The organism is Streptomyces sp. Xyl84 (genome assembly GCF_059731885.1).
The window spans coordinates 6,823,974-6,836,983 of the sequence record NZ_AP029182.1; the positions used below are offsets into that span (position 1 = coordinate 6,823,974).

14 protein-coding genes are annotated in these 13,010 nt (G+C 73.7%); 6 read left to right on the forward strand and 8 right to left on the reverse strand.

Features of this window, described 5'->3' with window-relative positions:
• Positions 1-34: 34 nt before the first annotated feature.
• From AC6I72_RS29725 to AC6I72_RS29735, 3 genes are read left to right on the forward strand one after another with little or no spacing between them, the layout of a single operon-like run.
• Entirely contained in the window at positions 35-661 is a 627-nt protein-coding gene (locus AC6I72_RS29725; RefSeq protein ID WP_498004217.1) for a glycerol-3-phosphate responsive antiterminator, read from the forward strand.
• A gap of 7 nt (positions 662-668) precedes the next feature.
• Positions 669-971, forward strand: coding sequence for a putative quinol monooxygenase (locus tag AC6I72_RS29730; protein WP_498004218.1), 303 nt, complete (start codon positions 669-671; stop codon positions 969-971).
• A complete protein-coding gene (locus tag AC6I72_RS29735) occupies positions 968-2,119 on the forward strand; it encodes a zinc-binding dehydrogenase (protein WP_498004219.1) in 1,152 nt (383 codons plus the stop codon). The genes AC6I72_RS29730 and AC6I72_RS29735 overlap by 4 nt, the downstream gene beginning before the upstream one ends.
• Positions 2,120-2,201: 82 nt before the next feature.
• On the opposite strand, the gene AC6I72_RS29740 is transcribed toward AC6I72_RS29735, so the two are convergent.
• Entirely contained in the window at positions 2,202-3,404 is a 1,203-nt protein-coding gene (locus AC6I72_RS29740; protein WP_498004220.1) for a cysteine desulfurase-like protein, read from the reverse strand.
• Between the two features lie 236 nt (positions 3,405-3,640).
• On the opposite strand from AC6I72_RS29740, the gene AC6I72_RS29745 reads away from it, so the two are divergent.
• The 3 genes from AC6I72_RS29745 to AC6I72_RS29755 all read left to right on the forward strand — a co-directional run bounded on the left by AC6I72_RS29745 (position 3,641) and on the right by AC6I72_RS29755 (position 6,717).
• Positions 3,641-5,125 (forward strand): NCS1 family nucleobase:cation symporter-1, encoded by a 1,485-nt coding sequence (locus tag AC6I72_RS29745; RefSeq protein ID WP_498004221.1) that lies wholly within the window; start codon positions 3,641-3,643, stop codon positions 5,123-5,125.
• A gap of 44 nt (positions 5,126-5,169) precedes the next feature.
• Positions 5,170-5,895: an aspartate/glutamate racemase family protein gene (locus tag AC6I72_RS29750; protein WP_498004222.1), complete on the forward strand. Its 726-nt coding sequence runs from the start codon at positions 5,170-5,172 to the stop codon at positions 5,893-5,895.
• Between the two features lie 165 nt (positions 5,896-6,060).
• The gene (locus tag AC6I72_RS29755) at positions 6,061-6,717 is read left to right on the forward strand and encodes a GntR family transcriptional regulator (RefSeq protein WP_498004223.1); all 657 of its coding nucleotides are present in this window, start codon (positions 6,061-6,063) and stop codon (positions 6,715-6,717) included.
• A 212-nt stretch (positions 6,718-6,929) separates the two neighbouring features.
• Here the strand turns inward: AC6I72_RS29755 and AC6I72_RS29760 are convergent, their stop codons facing one another.
• The 7 genes from AC6I72_RS29760 to AC6I72_RS29790 form a co-directional block, all read right to left on the reverse strand.
• Positions 6,930-7,901 carry a hypothetical protein gene (locus AC6I72_RS29760; protein ID WP_498004224.1) on the reverse strand — a complete coding sequence of 324 codons (972 nt, stop codon included), beginning with the start codon at positions 7,899-7,901 and terminating at the stop codon, positions 6,930-6,932.
• A gap of 105 nt (positions 7,902-8,006) precedes the next feature.
• Positions 8,007-8,948 (reverse strand): urease accessory protein UreD, encoded by a 942-nt coding sequence (locus tag AC6I72_RS29765; RefSeq protein WP_498004225.1) that lies wholly within the window; start codon positions 8,946-8,948, stop codon positions 8,007-8,009.
• Complete coding sequence (gene ureG / locus AC6I72_RS29770; protein ID WP_498004226.1) at positions 8,945-9,652, reverse strand: urease accessory protein UreG; 708 nt, start codon at positions 9,650-9,652, stop codon at positions 8,945-8,947. The genes AC6I72_RS29765 and ureG overlap by 4 nt, the downstream gene beginning before the upstream one ends.
• Positions 9,653-9,707: 55 nt before the next feature.
• On the reverse strand, positions 9,708-10,394 hold the full coding sequence (locus tag AC6I72_RS29775) for an urease accessory protein UreF (RefSeq protein ID WP_498004855.1): 687 nt from the start codon (positions 10,392-10,394) through the stop codon (positions 9,708-9,710).
• A 105-nt stretch (positions 10,395-10,499) separates the two neighbouring features.
• Positions 10,500-12,224 carry an urease subunit alpha gene (gene ureC, locus AC6I72_RS29780; RefSeq protein WP_498004227.1) on the reverse strand — a complete coding sequence of 575 codons (1,725 nt, stop codon included), beginning with the start codon at positions 12,222-12,224 and terminating at the stop codon, positions 10,500-10,502.
• A complete protein-coding gene (locus AC6I72_RS29785) occupies positions 12,224-12,664 on the reverse strand; it encodes an urease subunit beta (RefSeq protein ID WP_498004228.1) in 441 nt (146 codons plus the stop codon). Before AC6I72_RS29785 ends, ureC begins: the two co-directional genes overlap by 1 nt.
• A 38-nt stretch (positions 12,665-12,702) precedes the next feature.
• Entirely contained in the window at positions 12,703-13,008 is a 306-nt protein-coding gene (locus AC6I72_RS29790) for an urease subunit gamma (RefSeq protein ID WP_366727346.1), read from the reverse strand.
• Positions 13,009-13,010 lie beyond the last annotated feature (2 nt).

Sequence of the window (13,010 nt, forward strand, 5' to 3'; positions counted from 1 at the left end):
GTACGTACCCCTCCCCAGGAGTCAGGCCACCGCCATGAACCCCGCCGCCCGGCCCAGCGTCCCCCTCGACCCCCGCCTCGCCCGCGCCTTCGCCGACGTCCCCGTCGTCGCGTCCGTCGTGGGCGGCAAACCCCTGCGGGACTTCCTGACCGCCCCCGTCAGGGTGTGCATCCTCGCCTCCTTTCCGGTCGGTGAACTGCCCAAGGTCGTGGGGGCGCTGGGCCGGGCCGGGCGGACCGTGTTCGTCAACGTGGACAGCAGCCCCGGACTGGCCCAGGACCGCGGCGCGCTGGAGTTCCTCAAGGAACTCGGCGCGCACGGCGTGGTCAGCACCCGCCTCAGCCTCATCGAGAAGGGCCGCCCGCTCGGGCTGCTGACCATGATGAAGGTCTTCGTCACCGACCGGTCCAACCTGCGCCGCAGCCTGGACGCCGTCGCGCACGGCGGCCCCGACCTCGTCGAGATCATGCCCGCGCCGATCACCGGCCGGATGAGCCAGGAGGCCCGGCGCGCCCTGTCGCCGTCCGTCGCCGCCGGCTTCGTCGAGACACCCGAGGACGTGGCCCTCGCCCTCTCCCTCGGCTCGGTCGCCGCCGCCACCTCAGACCCGCGCCTGTGGCACCTGCGCCGCGACCACCTTCCTCCCGCACCCCAGGAGTAGTCCCACCGTGAGTTTCACCGTCATCGCCCGCTACCGCAGCCTGCCCGGCCGCCAGGACACCGTGCTGAGCCTCCTGGACCGGGCGGCCGCCGCCTCCCGCCGGGAGCCCGGCTGCCTCGGCTACCGCGTCCACCAGGGCACCGAGGACCCCCGCGCCCTCGCGCTCTACGAGGAGTACGCCACCGAGGCGGACTTCACCGCCCACTGCGCCACCGCACACTTCCAGGACATCGTCCTCGCCCAGGTCGTCCCCCTCCTGGAGAGCCGCGAGGTCCTGCGCTGCGCGCCCCGCGCGGAGGTGAGGGCGTGAAGACCCGCGCCGCCGTTCTCCGAGAGGTCTCCCGGCGCCGCCCCTACGCCGAGACCCGTCCCGTGGAGATCGAGGAACTGCGCCTGGGCGCCCCCCGCGAGGGCGAGGTCCTGGTGCGCACGGCCGCCGCCTCGCTCTGCCACTCCGACCTGTCCGTCGTGAGCGGCGACCGGGTACGCCCGCTGCCCATGGCCCTCGGCCACGAGGCGGTCGGCGTGGTCGAGGAGACCGGCCCCGGCGTCGACCGCCTCGCCCCCGGCGACCACGTGGCGCTCGTCTTCGTACCGAGCTGCGGCTGCTGCCCGCGCTGCAACGAGGGCCGGCCCGCGCTGTGCGACCGGGCCGCCGCCGCCAACGGCTCCGGCGCCCTGCTGCACGGCCCGTCCCTGCTCACCGACGCCTCCGGCGCACGCGTCCACCACCACCTGGGCGTCTCGGCCTTCGCCGAACACGCCGTCGTGGCCCAGGAGTCGGTGGTGCCGATCCCCTCCGACGTGCCCTTCGCCATCGCCTCCCTGTTCGGCTGCGCGGTCCTGACGGGCGCCGGGGCCGCCGTGAACACCGCCCGCCTGGCACCCGGCCGCTCCGCCGTCGTGTACGGGCTCGGCGGGGTCGGCCTGTCGGCCGTGCTCGGCGCCCGTGCGGCGGGCGCGAACCCGGTCGTCGCCGTCGACCCGGTGCCCGCCAAACGCGAACTGGCCCTGCGGCTCGGCGCCACCCACGCCTTCGCCCCGGAGGAGGCGGTGGAGGCCGTGCGTGACCTGACCGGCGGGGGAGCGGAGGTGGCGATCGAGGCGGTCGGCAGCCCGCGGGCGACGACCGCGTGCCTGGACACGGTCGGCCGCGGCGGCACGGTCGTCCCGGTCGGCCTCCCGGCGCCCGGCCGGACACTGGAGGTGCCCGCGCTGGCCTTCGCCGGGGAGGGCAAGAGCATCGTCGGCTCCTACATGGGCGACGCGGTGCCGCGCCGCGACATCCCGCGCTTCCTCGGCCTGTGGCGGGCCGGTCTGATGCCGGTGGAGGAACTGCACACCCACACCCTCGCCCTCGACGACCTCAACACGGCCCTGGAGGAACTCGCCTCGGGCCGCGCGGTGCGCCAGGTCGTCGACACCTCCGGCATGCTGTCCGCGGCCGGACGGGCGTGAGGACCCCGGACACCGCGCGCCGGCCACGGCGGCCCCCCGGCGCCCACCGGAACGGCGCCCCGCCCACCGGCCCGTCTCCCCCTCACCGGGGGAGGCGGGCCAGTGCCGTCAGCAGCCGGTCGACGTCCTCGGCGCTGCTGTACGGCGCCAGTCCCACCCGTACGCCGCCCTCGTCGCCCAGACCGAGGCGGCGGGAGGCCTCCACCGCGTAGAAGGATCCGGCGGGGGCGTCCACCGCGTGCGCGGCCAGATGCCGCGAGACCTCGGCCGGGCGCAGGCCGGCCACCGTGAACAGGAGCGTCGGCGTGCGCCGTGCGGCCCGCGAGTGGACCGTGATCCCGCCCAGGTCCGCCAGACCCCGCTCGATCCGCTCGCGCAGCGCCTCCTCGTGGGCCTCCAGCGCCGCGAAGGAAGCGGTCAGCCGTTCCCGGCGACCGCCCCGCGCCCCGGGTTCCAGGCCGGCGAGGAAGTCCACCGCGGCACGGGCGCCGGCCAGCAACTCGTAGGGCAGCGTGCCCAGTTCGAAGCGTTCGGGGACGGCGTCGCTGGACGGCAGCAGTTTGTCGGGACGGAGCGTCTCCAGGAACGCGGGCCTTGCCGCCAGCACGCCCAGGTGCGGGCCGAGGAACTTGTAGGGCGAGCACACCAGCGTGTCCGCGCCCCAGGCGGCCAGGTCGACCACCGCGTGCGCGGCGTAGTGCACGGCGTCCACGTGCAGCAGCGCGCCGGCCTCGTGCGCCAGGCGCGCGAGGGCCGGGACGTCGGGGCGGGTGCCGATCAGGTTGGACGCCGCGGTGACGGCGACCAGCCGCGTGCGCGCGGACAGGACGTCCGCCACGTGCTCGGGGCGCAGCTCCCCGGAGTCCGGGTCGAAGTCCGCCCAGCGCACCCGCGCGCCGACCGCCTCGGCGGCCTGCACCCACGGCCGGATGTCGCTGTCGTGGTCGAGGCGGGTGACCACCACCTCGTCGCCCGGTTCCCAGGTCCGGGCGAGCGTACGGGACAGGTCGTACGTCAGCTGGGTGGCGCTGCGGCCGAAGACGACACATCGCGGGTCGGCCCCGAGCAGGTCGGCCAGGGCGCCGCGGGCCCGCGTGACGATGTCGTCCGCGTTGCGCTCGCCCTCCGTGGTCCGGCCCCGGTTGGCGAGCGGTCCGGCCATGGCCTCGGCGACGGCGTCGATGACCGGCTGCGGCGTCTGGGTGCCGCCGGGCGCGTCGAAGCGCGCCGAACCGGACTTCAGCGCCGGGACCTGGGAGCGGACGACGTCGACGTCGAGGGACATGCGGCCTCCTGGTGGGCGCGGACGGCTCCGGCCCGCGCCGGCTGACGCGGTCGTGCACATGATCGCAGCTCCGGCCGGAGGAGGGCATGTCTCCAGCACCCGAAAAAATGGTATTCCATTTTCCGGCAGACCCCTTGACGGTGCTCGCGGGCGCTCATTACGTTCTGGGCCACGGAAGCGCTCTTCCGTTTCGTGGAAATCCCCCGAGTTCCCTCTCCCCGACCCAGGAGTCCTGCATGACTGCCCTGGAAGACCGGTCGTCCGTGGAGACCGGTGGCGCCGCCACCAGTTCCGCCCTCTACACCTACGACCTCGCCCCGACGAAACGGGAAGGGCGCCGCTGGGGCGCCTACAACGTCTTCACCCTCTGGGCCAACGACGTGCACAGTCTCGGCAACTACGCGTTCGCCATCGGCCTGTTCGCGCTCGGCCTGAACGTGTGGGGCATCCTGGCCGCCTTCGCGCTCGCCTCCGTCCTGCTCTTCCTCCTGCTCACGCTCTCCGGATTCATGGGACACAAGACGGGCGTCCCTTTCCCCGTCATGAGCCGTATCGCCTTCGGCGTCAAAGGCGCGAAGCTGCCGGCCGCGGTCCGGGGCGTCGTCGCCATCGCCTGGTTTGGTATCCAGACCTATCTCGCCTCGGCCGTCCTGAGCACCCTCCTGGTCGCCATGTTCCCCGGACTGAGCCGACTGGACACCCACTCCCTGCTCGGCCAGTCGGCGCTCGGCTGGATCACGTTCCTGGCGCTGTGGGGCCTTCAGGTGCTCATCGTCAGCTACGGCATGCAGATGATCCGCCGCTACATGGCCTTCGCCGCCCCCACCACGCTGCTCACCATGTGCGCCCTCGCGGTGTGGATGTTCGTCCGCGCGGGCGGCTCGGTCTCCCTCGACGACGGCAAGCCGCTCACCGGCGGCGCCATGTGGCTCCAGGTCCTCCAGGCCGCCGCCCTGTGGGTGGTGATCTACGGGACGTTCGTCCTCAACTTCTGCGACTTCACCCGCTCCGCGCGCAGCCGCGGCGCCATCGTCCGCGGCAACGTCATCGGCATCCCGGTCAACATGCTCTTCTTCGCCTGCATCGTCGCGGTCCTCAGCGGCGCCCAGTTCAAGCTCGACGGACGCGTCATCACCAGCCCCACGGACATCGTCCGGACCATCCCGAACATGTTCCTGCTGGCCGTCGCCTCGCTCGCGCTGATCGCCCTGACCGTCGCGGTGAACCTGCTGGCCAACTTCGTGGCCCCCATCTACGCCCTGGTCAACCTGTTCCCCCGGCGGCTCGACTTCCGCAGGGCCGGCCTGGTGAGCGCGGGCCTCGGCCTCGTCATCACCCCCTGGAACCTGTACAACAGCCCGGTCGCGGTGAACTACTTCCTCGGCGGCCTCGGCGCCCTGCTAGGCCCCCTGTTCGGCGTGATCATGGCGGACTACTGGATGCTGCGGAAGTCCCGGGTGAACGTGCCCGCCCTCTACACCGAGGACGCGGACGCCGACTACCACTACCGGCGCGGCTACAACCCGCGCGCCGTCGCCGCGTTCGTGCCCAGCGCGGCCGTCGCCGTCACCGTCGCCCTCGTGCCCGTCTTCCACACCCTCGCCGGGTTCTCCTGGTTCGTCGGCGCGCTCCTCGCCGCCGCGCTGTACACGGTCCTCGCCGACCGCACCGCACCCGTCCGCGACCTGGACGGCGAGGCCATCGCCGTCGCCGCCGAATAGCCCGCCGACCAGCCCGCCCGAGCAGAAGGCCGGAGCCCGCTCCCATGCGCATCCTCGTCGTCAACGTCAACACCACGCAGTCCATCACCGACGCGATCGGCAGGCAGGCGGCGGAGGCCGCCGCGCCGGGCACGGAGATCGTGCCGCTGACCCCCTCCTTCGGCGCGGAGTCCGTCGAGGGCAACTACGAGAGCTACCTCGCCGCCGTCGCCGTCATGGAGACCGTCCGCGCCCACCCCGGACCGTACGACGCGGTGATCCAGGCCGGGTACGGCGAACACGGCCGCGAAGGACTCCAGGAACTGCTCGACGTCCCGGTCGTCGACATCACCGAGGCGGCGGCCAGCACCGCCCAGTTCCTGGGCCGCCGCTACTCCGTCGTCACCACCCTCGACCGCACGGTCCCGCTGATCGAGGAGCGCCTGGAGGTGGCCGGACTGAGCGCGAGATGCGCCTCCGTCCGCGCCACCGGGCTCCCCGTGCTCGCCCTCGAACGAGACGGACGGGCCGCCGCGGACGCCATCGCCGAACAGTCCGTGCGCGCGGTGGCCGACGACCGCGCCGAGGTGATCTGCCTGGGCTGCGGCGGCATGGCCGGCCTTGCCGGGCAGGTCGCGGACCGCACCGGCGTCCCGGTCGTCGACGGGGTGAGCGCCGCCGTGACCGTCGCCGAGTCACTGGTCCGCCTCGGCCTGTCCACCTCCAAGGTGCGCACCTACGCCCCGCCCCGGCCCAAGCGGCTCGCCAACTGGCCGCCGGCGGCGGGCTGACCCGCCTCACCGGCCCGTCCGCCAGGCCCGGCAGCCTCTCCGTCCCTCCCCGGCCCGGCGGTGCGCCGTCCGGGCCGCGGGGTATCCTGACGGGCCGCCCGGCTGCTTCGCCGCACGGACGCAGACGGTGCCGGAACGGGACGGGACGGGAGACGAAGGACCGAGATGACGGCGTCAGGGGACTACGTGCCCGAGTCCGAGCGGGTGACGCGGCAGTTGCGCGACGAGATCCTCGACGGTGTACGGCGGCCCGGCAGCCGGCTGGTGGAACGCGAACTCGCCGAGGCGCTCGGCGTGAGCCGGCTGCCCGTCCGCGAGGCGCTCAAGACCCTGGTGGCCGAGGGCCTGGTGACGCCGCGTCCGCGGACCTGGGCCGTGGTGCGCGAGTTCACCGCGAGCGACGTCGCCGACCTCGACGAGGTCCGTTCGGCCCTGGAGACCCTCTCCTTCCGGCTCGCCGCACAGCGCCACACGCGCGACGGCCTGCGCCGGCTGCGCGCGGACCTGGACGCCGAACTGGAGGCGGCCCGCTCCGGCGACGCCGTGCGGGCCCGCCGGGCCGCGGCCGACTTCCACCAGACCGTCACCACGCTGGCCGCCAACGAACTGCTCAACGAACTCGACCGCGTCCTCAGCAGCCGCATGCGGTGGTTCCGGGGCCAGCACGACGACCTGCTGGGTGTGGCCCTGGAGCACGAGGCCCTCTACCAGGCCATCGCGGAGCGTGACGTCGAGCGGGTCGGCACACTCGTCCTCAGCCACCTGGCCACCGGCCGCAGCGCGGCCCTGGGCCACCGCGGCCAGGAGCGCGACCAGGACTGAGAGGGGACCGGTCGGGGTGTCACGGCGTACGGCGGCTAGGCCCTGTCGTCACATTCCCGTCGTCCGCCCTGAGGGCGGGCCTCGCGGCGTCAGGTGCGTGCTCTCGGCGTGCCGGGCCCTGACCCTCGTACTGGACGTACTCGGGTCTGGGCCCGGTGCGGCGAGAGTGCGTGCATGGCGTCGCGATGCAGGCGGGAACTTGACGACAGGGCCTAGCGGCGGCCCGCCGCCGGCCGGTCCGTCTCCCGCCCGGCCCGGTCCGTCTCCCGCCCGGCCCGGCGGGCCTCCCGCTCGGCCCCGGCGAGGGCGTCGGCGGCGGTCCGCAGCCGCCCCTCGGCCTCCTCCCGCTCCCGTTCGGCGCGCCGCAGTCCCTCACGGGCCCGCCGCAGCTCCTCACCGGCCCGGCGCACCTCCTCCTCGGCGGCGGACACCCGCTCACCGGCCTGGTCGCACCGGTCGCCCGCCCGCCGCGCCCGCGCGTCGGCCTCGGCGTGCTCCTCCCGCAGGGCGCGCAGCCGCTCCCCGGCCTTCTCGGCCGCCTTCCTGGCCGCCGCGAGCCGCGTCTGCCGCTTCCGGCGCCGCTCGTCCAGTTCGTCCTTCGCCCGGGACCGGGCCGGAGCGCCCGCGGCGGCCGGACGGCGCGCCGCCGGGGCGGCCCCCGCCGCCGGGCCGGAGTCGCCGGGGAACGCGGAGGGCGGGGTGAGCGCGCTGTGCAGCCGGCCGGCGGCCCACAGGCCGGCGGCGTCCGGGTCGCTGAGCACGGCGCGCAGGGTGGACTCCAGCTCCTGGCGCACCGCGCCGGACAGCGGATGCCCCGCGTCCTGGGCGAGCTGCGCCCCCTGCCCGGACAGTGCGGCGACGACACGCTGACGCCGAGCGGACAACTCGCGCAGCCCGTCGGCGTCCAGGGTGCGGTACGCCTCGCGCAGCGCCCGGCCCAGCTCGAGGAACCGTTCGCTCTCCGCCGGGCGGGAGCGCAGCAGCAGGTTGGCCGCCCAGGCCGCCAGGGTGGGGCGCCGGGCGGCATGGATGCGGCGGGCGTCCTCGGCACGCCCGTCGGCCCTGGCCGCGCCCGCCAGCTCCTCCCGGCGGGCGACGAAGCCGGCCGGCGGCACGGTGTAGAGGTCGTCGAGGGCCGCCTCGGCCTCCTGCCCCGTGCCACCGCGGCCGTTCTCGCGCTTCATGATCCCCAGGCTCCACCGCCCGGGACCGTCCCGCATCCGCAAGGGGTCCGGGGCCGCGCGTGCCGCCGGGACGGTCCGCGGACCGGCCGGCGCGGCGCGGTCGCGTCAGGTCTTGCGCAGGTCGGGTGCGGGAACGCCGATGAGCAGACGGCGCACCGCGTCCCAGGCGGCGCGCAGGGCACGGGCCACCGCGGGCGGGTCGCTGCCCATGATCCGCACCCAGGCGCCGCAGTCGTCGGGCAGCACGCTCACCCCGAAGGCCTGGCCCGCGGTGCGCAACGCCTCGTGCAGGGTGTCGGCGACCTCACCGGCGGCGGCGAGCGGCGTGAGCACGAACAGCGTGGCCATCAGGTCGTGGCCGCCGAAGACGGCCGGGCCGGTGACCGAGCCGGGCTCCTGCGGATCCAGGCGTACGGTGTCCAGCACCAGCAGGTCACCGTCGGGCCGCGTGATCTCCAGGTCGCTGAACAGCATGCGGTAGGCGTGCCGTTCACCGCGGGCCAGCCGGCCCGCGGCGATCGTCTCACCCAGCAGCACGGTGGCCGTCGGGTCGGCACTCACCCGGGTCTGCTGGTAGAAGCGGGCGTCCCGGTAGGGGATCAGCGGGTCGGGCAGGTACTCGACGTAGCTGCCGGCTCCGGCGGTGAGGTGGACGACCTGCGTGGCGTGGTCGAACTCCACCCGGTGCAGCTTCGTGGCCGCCTGTGTCGTGAGGTGGACGGCGGTGCCCGGACCGCAGTCGATGTCGATGCGGTTGCGGTCGGCCTGGACGACGCCGCCGCCGGTGGACATCAGGTAGGTGAACGGCATGTCCGGCCGGAGGGGGTCCACGTACAGCGGTCGCATGATCTGCAGCGGCGACTTCTGGTAGCGGTGGACGAGTTCGGTGCGCTCGCCGACGCGGGCGTAGCGCAGTTCGAGCAGGCCGACCTTGCCGGGGCGCCCGGCGGCCAGGGTGTCCGCGGGGCCGGTCAGGCCGAGCATCCGGGCCGGAACCCGCCGGGGTTCGTAGTGTGCGGGGTCCAGCCGCGCGGGCGCCTTCGTCATGCGGACGCCGCCGGAGCGCCGGCCGGCCGGGCCGCCTCGTGGGCCAGCACGAAGTCGGCGATGGTGTCCAGGCCCTGACCGGTGAGGGAGTTGGTGAGCACCACCGGCCGGCCCTCCCGGACGTCGTGGGCGTCCGACTCCATCCGGGCCAGGTCGCAGCGCACGTACTGGGCGATGTCGACCTTGTTGATGACGAGCAGTTCGCACTCGGTGATGCCCGGGCCGCGCTTGCGGGGCATCTTGTCGCCCTCGGCGGTGTCCAGGACGAACAGGAACAGGTCGACCAGGGCCGGGCTGAAGGTGAGCGTCAGGTTGTCGCCGCCGCTCTCGAAGAGCAGCGTGTCCACCTCGGGGAAGCGCTCCAGGATCTCGTCGGCCGCCGCCTGGTTCATCGTCGGGTCGTCCCGGACCGCGGTGTGCGGGCAGGCACCGGTCTCCACACCGACGATCCGGTCGGCGGCGAGGATCCCGTCCAGGGTCCGCCGCACATGCGCGGCGTCCTCGGAGGTGTAGATGTCGTTGGTGATCACGGCGGGGGTGCGGCCGCGTTCGATGAGCACCGGGACGAGCGCCTCGATCAGCGCCGTCTTGCCCGAACCGACCGGCCCGGCGACACCGACCCGGAGCACGCCGTCCTCGGGGCGCCGGACGAAGTCGTCGTGGTCGTGGTGGTGGGAGCCCTTGACCTGGGTGGGGTCGTGCATGGTGATCCGTGCTCCTTGTCGGAAGTGGTGTTTCGGTGGCGGGTGGGGTCGTGCCTCAGCTGGCGAACAGCCGGGCCTCGGCGCGTTCGTGGCGGCCCGCCATGACGTCGGCCACCGGGACGCATCCGCCGAGGTCGGCCACTTCCCGGTGCAGCGCCGCCTCCACGGTCTCCTCGATGACCGGGGCGGCTCCGTGCAGGACGACCTGGGCCCGCCGGTGGTCGGTGAGCCGCAGCCGCAGGGCGGCGCCGACGAAGCTGGCCGCGAAGGCGAACAGCTCGCAGGTGACGGCCTGCCGTACGGTGAGGCCGTTGCCGGCGTGGACGACGCCGGCGACGACCGGCTGGCAGCCGCGCACCGCGCCGTCCCGGTACAGCGTCCGGTACCGCTCGATCGGCGCCGTGCCGTAGACCTCGCCCGCCAGGTCGAGCAGCTGCCGCCCGGTGCGCACGGCGGCCTGCCGCGCCTCACGGCCCAGCTTGGTGGCGTGCAGCCGCCGCTCCACGGCCACCACCTCGTCCCAGTCGTCCGCGCCGACCGCGCGGTGGGTGAGGGCGAGGGCGGTGGCGTCGGCCGGTCCCGCGCTGTGGCGGAGCAGGTCGGTCAGGAGGGCGGGCAGAGTGCGGGGGGTGACCGTACGGGCCTGCTGGAAGCCCTCCAGGCCGTGGGAGAGGGTGTAGTAGCCGCTGGGGAAGGCCGAGTCGGTGAGCTGGAGCCCGGTCAGCAGCGCCGGGATCGGCATCGGGTCGTTCACGCCGGGTTTCCGTTCCTGCCGGACGGCCGTCCGCCGGGGCCGGCCGTGGGATCCGCAGGGCACGCGGGGTGCCCTGCGGACCGTCGTGGGGGGTCAGACGATGTAGAAGAGCTGGTTGAGCGGAAGGCGCTCGGCCGGCTCGATGGTGGCGGGCTCACCGTCCACGGTGACCTTGTACGTCTCCGGGTCGACCTCGATGCGCGGCAGCGCGTCGTTGCGGACCATGTGCTGCTTGCCGACGGTGCGGCAGCGCCGCACCGGCTCGACGCGCCGCCCGAGACCCAGGTCGCCGGGGACGCCGGCGGCGATGGACGCCTGGGACATGAAGGTGACCGAGGTACGCTGCCGGGCCCGGCCCATGCTGCCGAACATCGGCCGGTAGTAGACCGGCTGGGGCGTCGGCAGGGAGGCGTTGGGGTCGCCCATCAGCGCCCAGTTCACCATGCCGCCCTTGATGATCAGCTTGGGTTTGGCGGCGAAGGAGTTGATCGGCCAGAGCACGATGTCGGCGAGCTTGCCGGGCTCCAGCGAGCCGATCACGTCGGAGGCGCCCACCGCGATCGCCGGGTTGATGGTGAGCTTGGCCAGGTACCGCAGGACACGCGCGTTGTCGTTGCGGGAGCTGTCCTCGGCCAGCGCGCCCCGCATCTCCTTGCAGTGGTGCGCGGTCTGGAAGGCACGGGAGAAGGACTCGCCCACCCGGCCCATGGCCTGGGAGTCGGAGGAGAAGATGCTGATCACGCCGAGGTCGTGCATCACCGTCTCGGCCGCGATGGTCTCCGCGCGCACCCGGCTGTCGGCGAACGACACGTCCTCGGGGATGTCGCGGGACAGGTGGTGGCAGACCATCACCATGTCCAGCAGCTCGTCCACCGAGTTGATGGTGTACGGCAGCGTCGGGTTGGTGGAGGAGGGCAGCACGTTCGGCTCGCCCGCGACCCGCATGATGTCGGGGGCGTGCCCGCCGCCCGCGCCCTCGGTGTGGAAGGTGTGGATGGTCCGGCCATCGATCGCGGACAGCGTGTCCTCGAAGAAACCGCCCTCGTTGAGGGTGTCGGTGTGGATGGCCATCTGCACGTCGTACTCGTCGGCGACGCTCAGCGCGTTGTCGATGGTGGCTGGGGTGGCGCCCCAGTCCTCGTGCACCTTCAGACCGGCCACGCCCGCCTCGACCTGCTCGCGCAGCGCCTCGGGCAGGCTGCCGTTGCCCTTGCCGAGCAGACCCACGTTGACCGGCAGGTCCTCGACCGCCTCCAGCATGCGGTGGATGTTCCACGGGCCGGGGGTGCAGGTGGTGCCGTTGCTGCCGTCGGTGGGGCCGGTGCCGCCGCCGAAGAACGTGGTGATGCCGTTGGACAGGCCCTCCTGGGCCTGCTGCGGCGAGATGAAGTGGATGTGCGTGTCGACGCCGCCGGCGGTGGCGATCAGGTGCTCGCCGGAGATCACCTCGGTGCCCGGACCGATGACCAGCTTGGGGTCGACACCGTTCTGCGCGTGCGGGTTGCCGGCCTTGCCGACGCCGACGATCAGACCGTCGCGGACGCCGATGTCGCCCTTGACGACACCCAGCACCGGGTCGAGGACCACCACGTTGGTGATGACCAGGTCCAGCGCGCCCTCGCGGTTCAGCGCCGCGGGGTCCTGGGCCATGCCGTCGCGGATGGCCTTGCCGCCGCCGTAGACGGCCTCGTCGCCGTAGGAGCCGGCGTTGTGGTCGTACTCGACCTCCACCACCAGGTTGGTGTCGGCGAGGTGGAACCGGTCGCCCACGGTGGGGCCGAACAGGTCCGTGTACTGCTTGCGCGGGATGATCGCCATCAGCGGTCGGCCCCCTCGTTCTCGGTGTCGGCGTCGCCGTCGGCGGCGGTGGTGGCTTCGGCGGTGGCCGAGGTGGTGGCGAAGCCCAGCTCCCCGGCCCGGCGCAGCGCCGCGCGCCGGGTGTCGTCGGTGTTCAGGCCGCCGTTGACGAGTCCGGCGAAGCCGACGAGGCGCCGCGTCCCGCCGAAGGCGACCAGTTCCACCTCGCGGGTGTCACCGGGCTCGAAGCGCACGGCGGTGCCGGACGGGATGTCCAGGTGCATGCCGTACGCCGCCTCGCGGTCGAACAGCAGCGCGCGGTTGACCTCGAAGAAGTGGTAGTGGGAGCCGATCTGCACGGCCCGGTCTCCGGTGTTGGCGACGGTCAGCGCGACCGTCGCCCTGCCGGCGTTGATCTCCACGGGATCGTCCCCGTAGAGGTAGTGGGCTCCACCCGACATCGTTGTCTCCTAGTTCCAGGCGGTGGATCAGGCGGGGGTCAGGCGCTGATGGGGTCGTGGCAGGTGACCAGCTTCGTCCCGTCCACGAAGGCCGTCTCGACCTGCAGGACGGTGAGCATCTCGCGCACCCCGGGCATGACGTCGTCGGCGGTGACCACCTTGCGGCCCAGCTCCATGCACTCGGCGACGGTGTGGCCGTCACGTGCGGCCTCCAGGACCGCCTCCGTGATCAGTGCGGCCGCCTCCGAGCAGTTGAGCTTGGTGCCCCGCGCCCGGCGGCGGCGAGCCAGGTCCGCCACCACGTAGACGTGGAGTTTGTCGATTTCGCGGGGTGCGAGGTTCATGG

What these genes read in the sequence shown, in the direction of transcription:
- ureG (WP_498004226.1), bottom strand. Translation starts at nt 9,652, where the DNA reads ATGCACGACCCCACCCAGGTCAAGGGCTCCCACCACCACGACCACGAC.
- AC6I72_RS29765 (WP_498004225.1), bottom strand. Translation starts at nt 8,948, where the DNA reads ATGACGAAGGCGCCCGCGCGGCTGGACCCCGCACACTACGAACCCCGG.
- AC6I72_RS29790 (WP_366727346.1), bottom strand. Translation starts at nt 13,008, where the DNA reads ATGAACCTCGCACCCCGCGAAATCGACAAACTCCACGTCTACGTGGTG.
- AC6I72_RS29740 (WP_498004220.1), bottom strand. Translation starts at nt 3,404, where the DNA reads ATGTCCCTCGACGTCGACGTCGTCCGCTCCCAGGTCCCGGCGCTGAAG.
- AC6I72_RS29750 (WP_498004222.1), top strand. Translation starts at nt 5,170, where the DNA reads ATGCGCATCCTCGTCGTCAACGTCAACACCACGCAGTCCATCACCGAC.
- AC6I72_RS29745 (WP_498004221.1), top strand. Translation starts at nt 3,641, where the DNA reads ATGACTGCCCTGGAAGACCGGTCGTCCGTGGAGACCGGTGGCGCCGCC.
- AC6I72_RS29755 (WP_498004223.1), top strand. Translation starts at nt 6,061, where the DNA reads ATGACGGCGTCAGGGGACTACGTGCCCGAGTCCGAGCGGGTGACGCGG.
- AC6I72_RS29785 (WP_498004228.1), bottom strand. Translation starts at nt 12,664, where the DNA reads ATGTCGGGTGGAGCCCACTACCTCTACGGGGACGATCCCGTGGAGATC.
- AC6I72_RS29760 (WP_498004224.1), bottom strand. Translation starts at nt 7,901, where the DNA reads ATGAAGCGCGAGAACGGCCGCGGTGGCACGGGGCAGGAGGCCGAGGCG.
- AC6I72_RS29725 (WP_498004217.1), top strand. Translation starts at nt 35, where the DNA reads ATGAACCCCGCCGCCCGGCCCAGCGTCCCCCTCGACCCCCGCCTCGCC.
- AC6I72_RS29775 (WP_498004855.1), bottom strand. Translation starts at nt 10,394, where the DNA reads ATGCCGATCCCGGCGCTGCTGACCGGGCTCCAGCTCACCGACTCGGCC.
- ureC (WP_498004227.1), bottom strand. Translation starts at nt 12,224, where the DNA reads ATGGCGATCATCCCGCGCAAGCAGTACACGGACCTGTTCGGCCCCACC.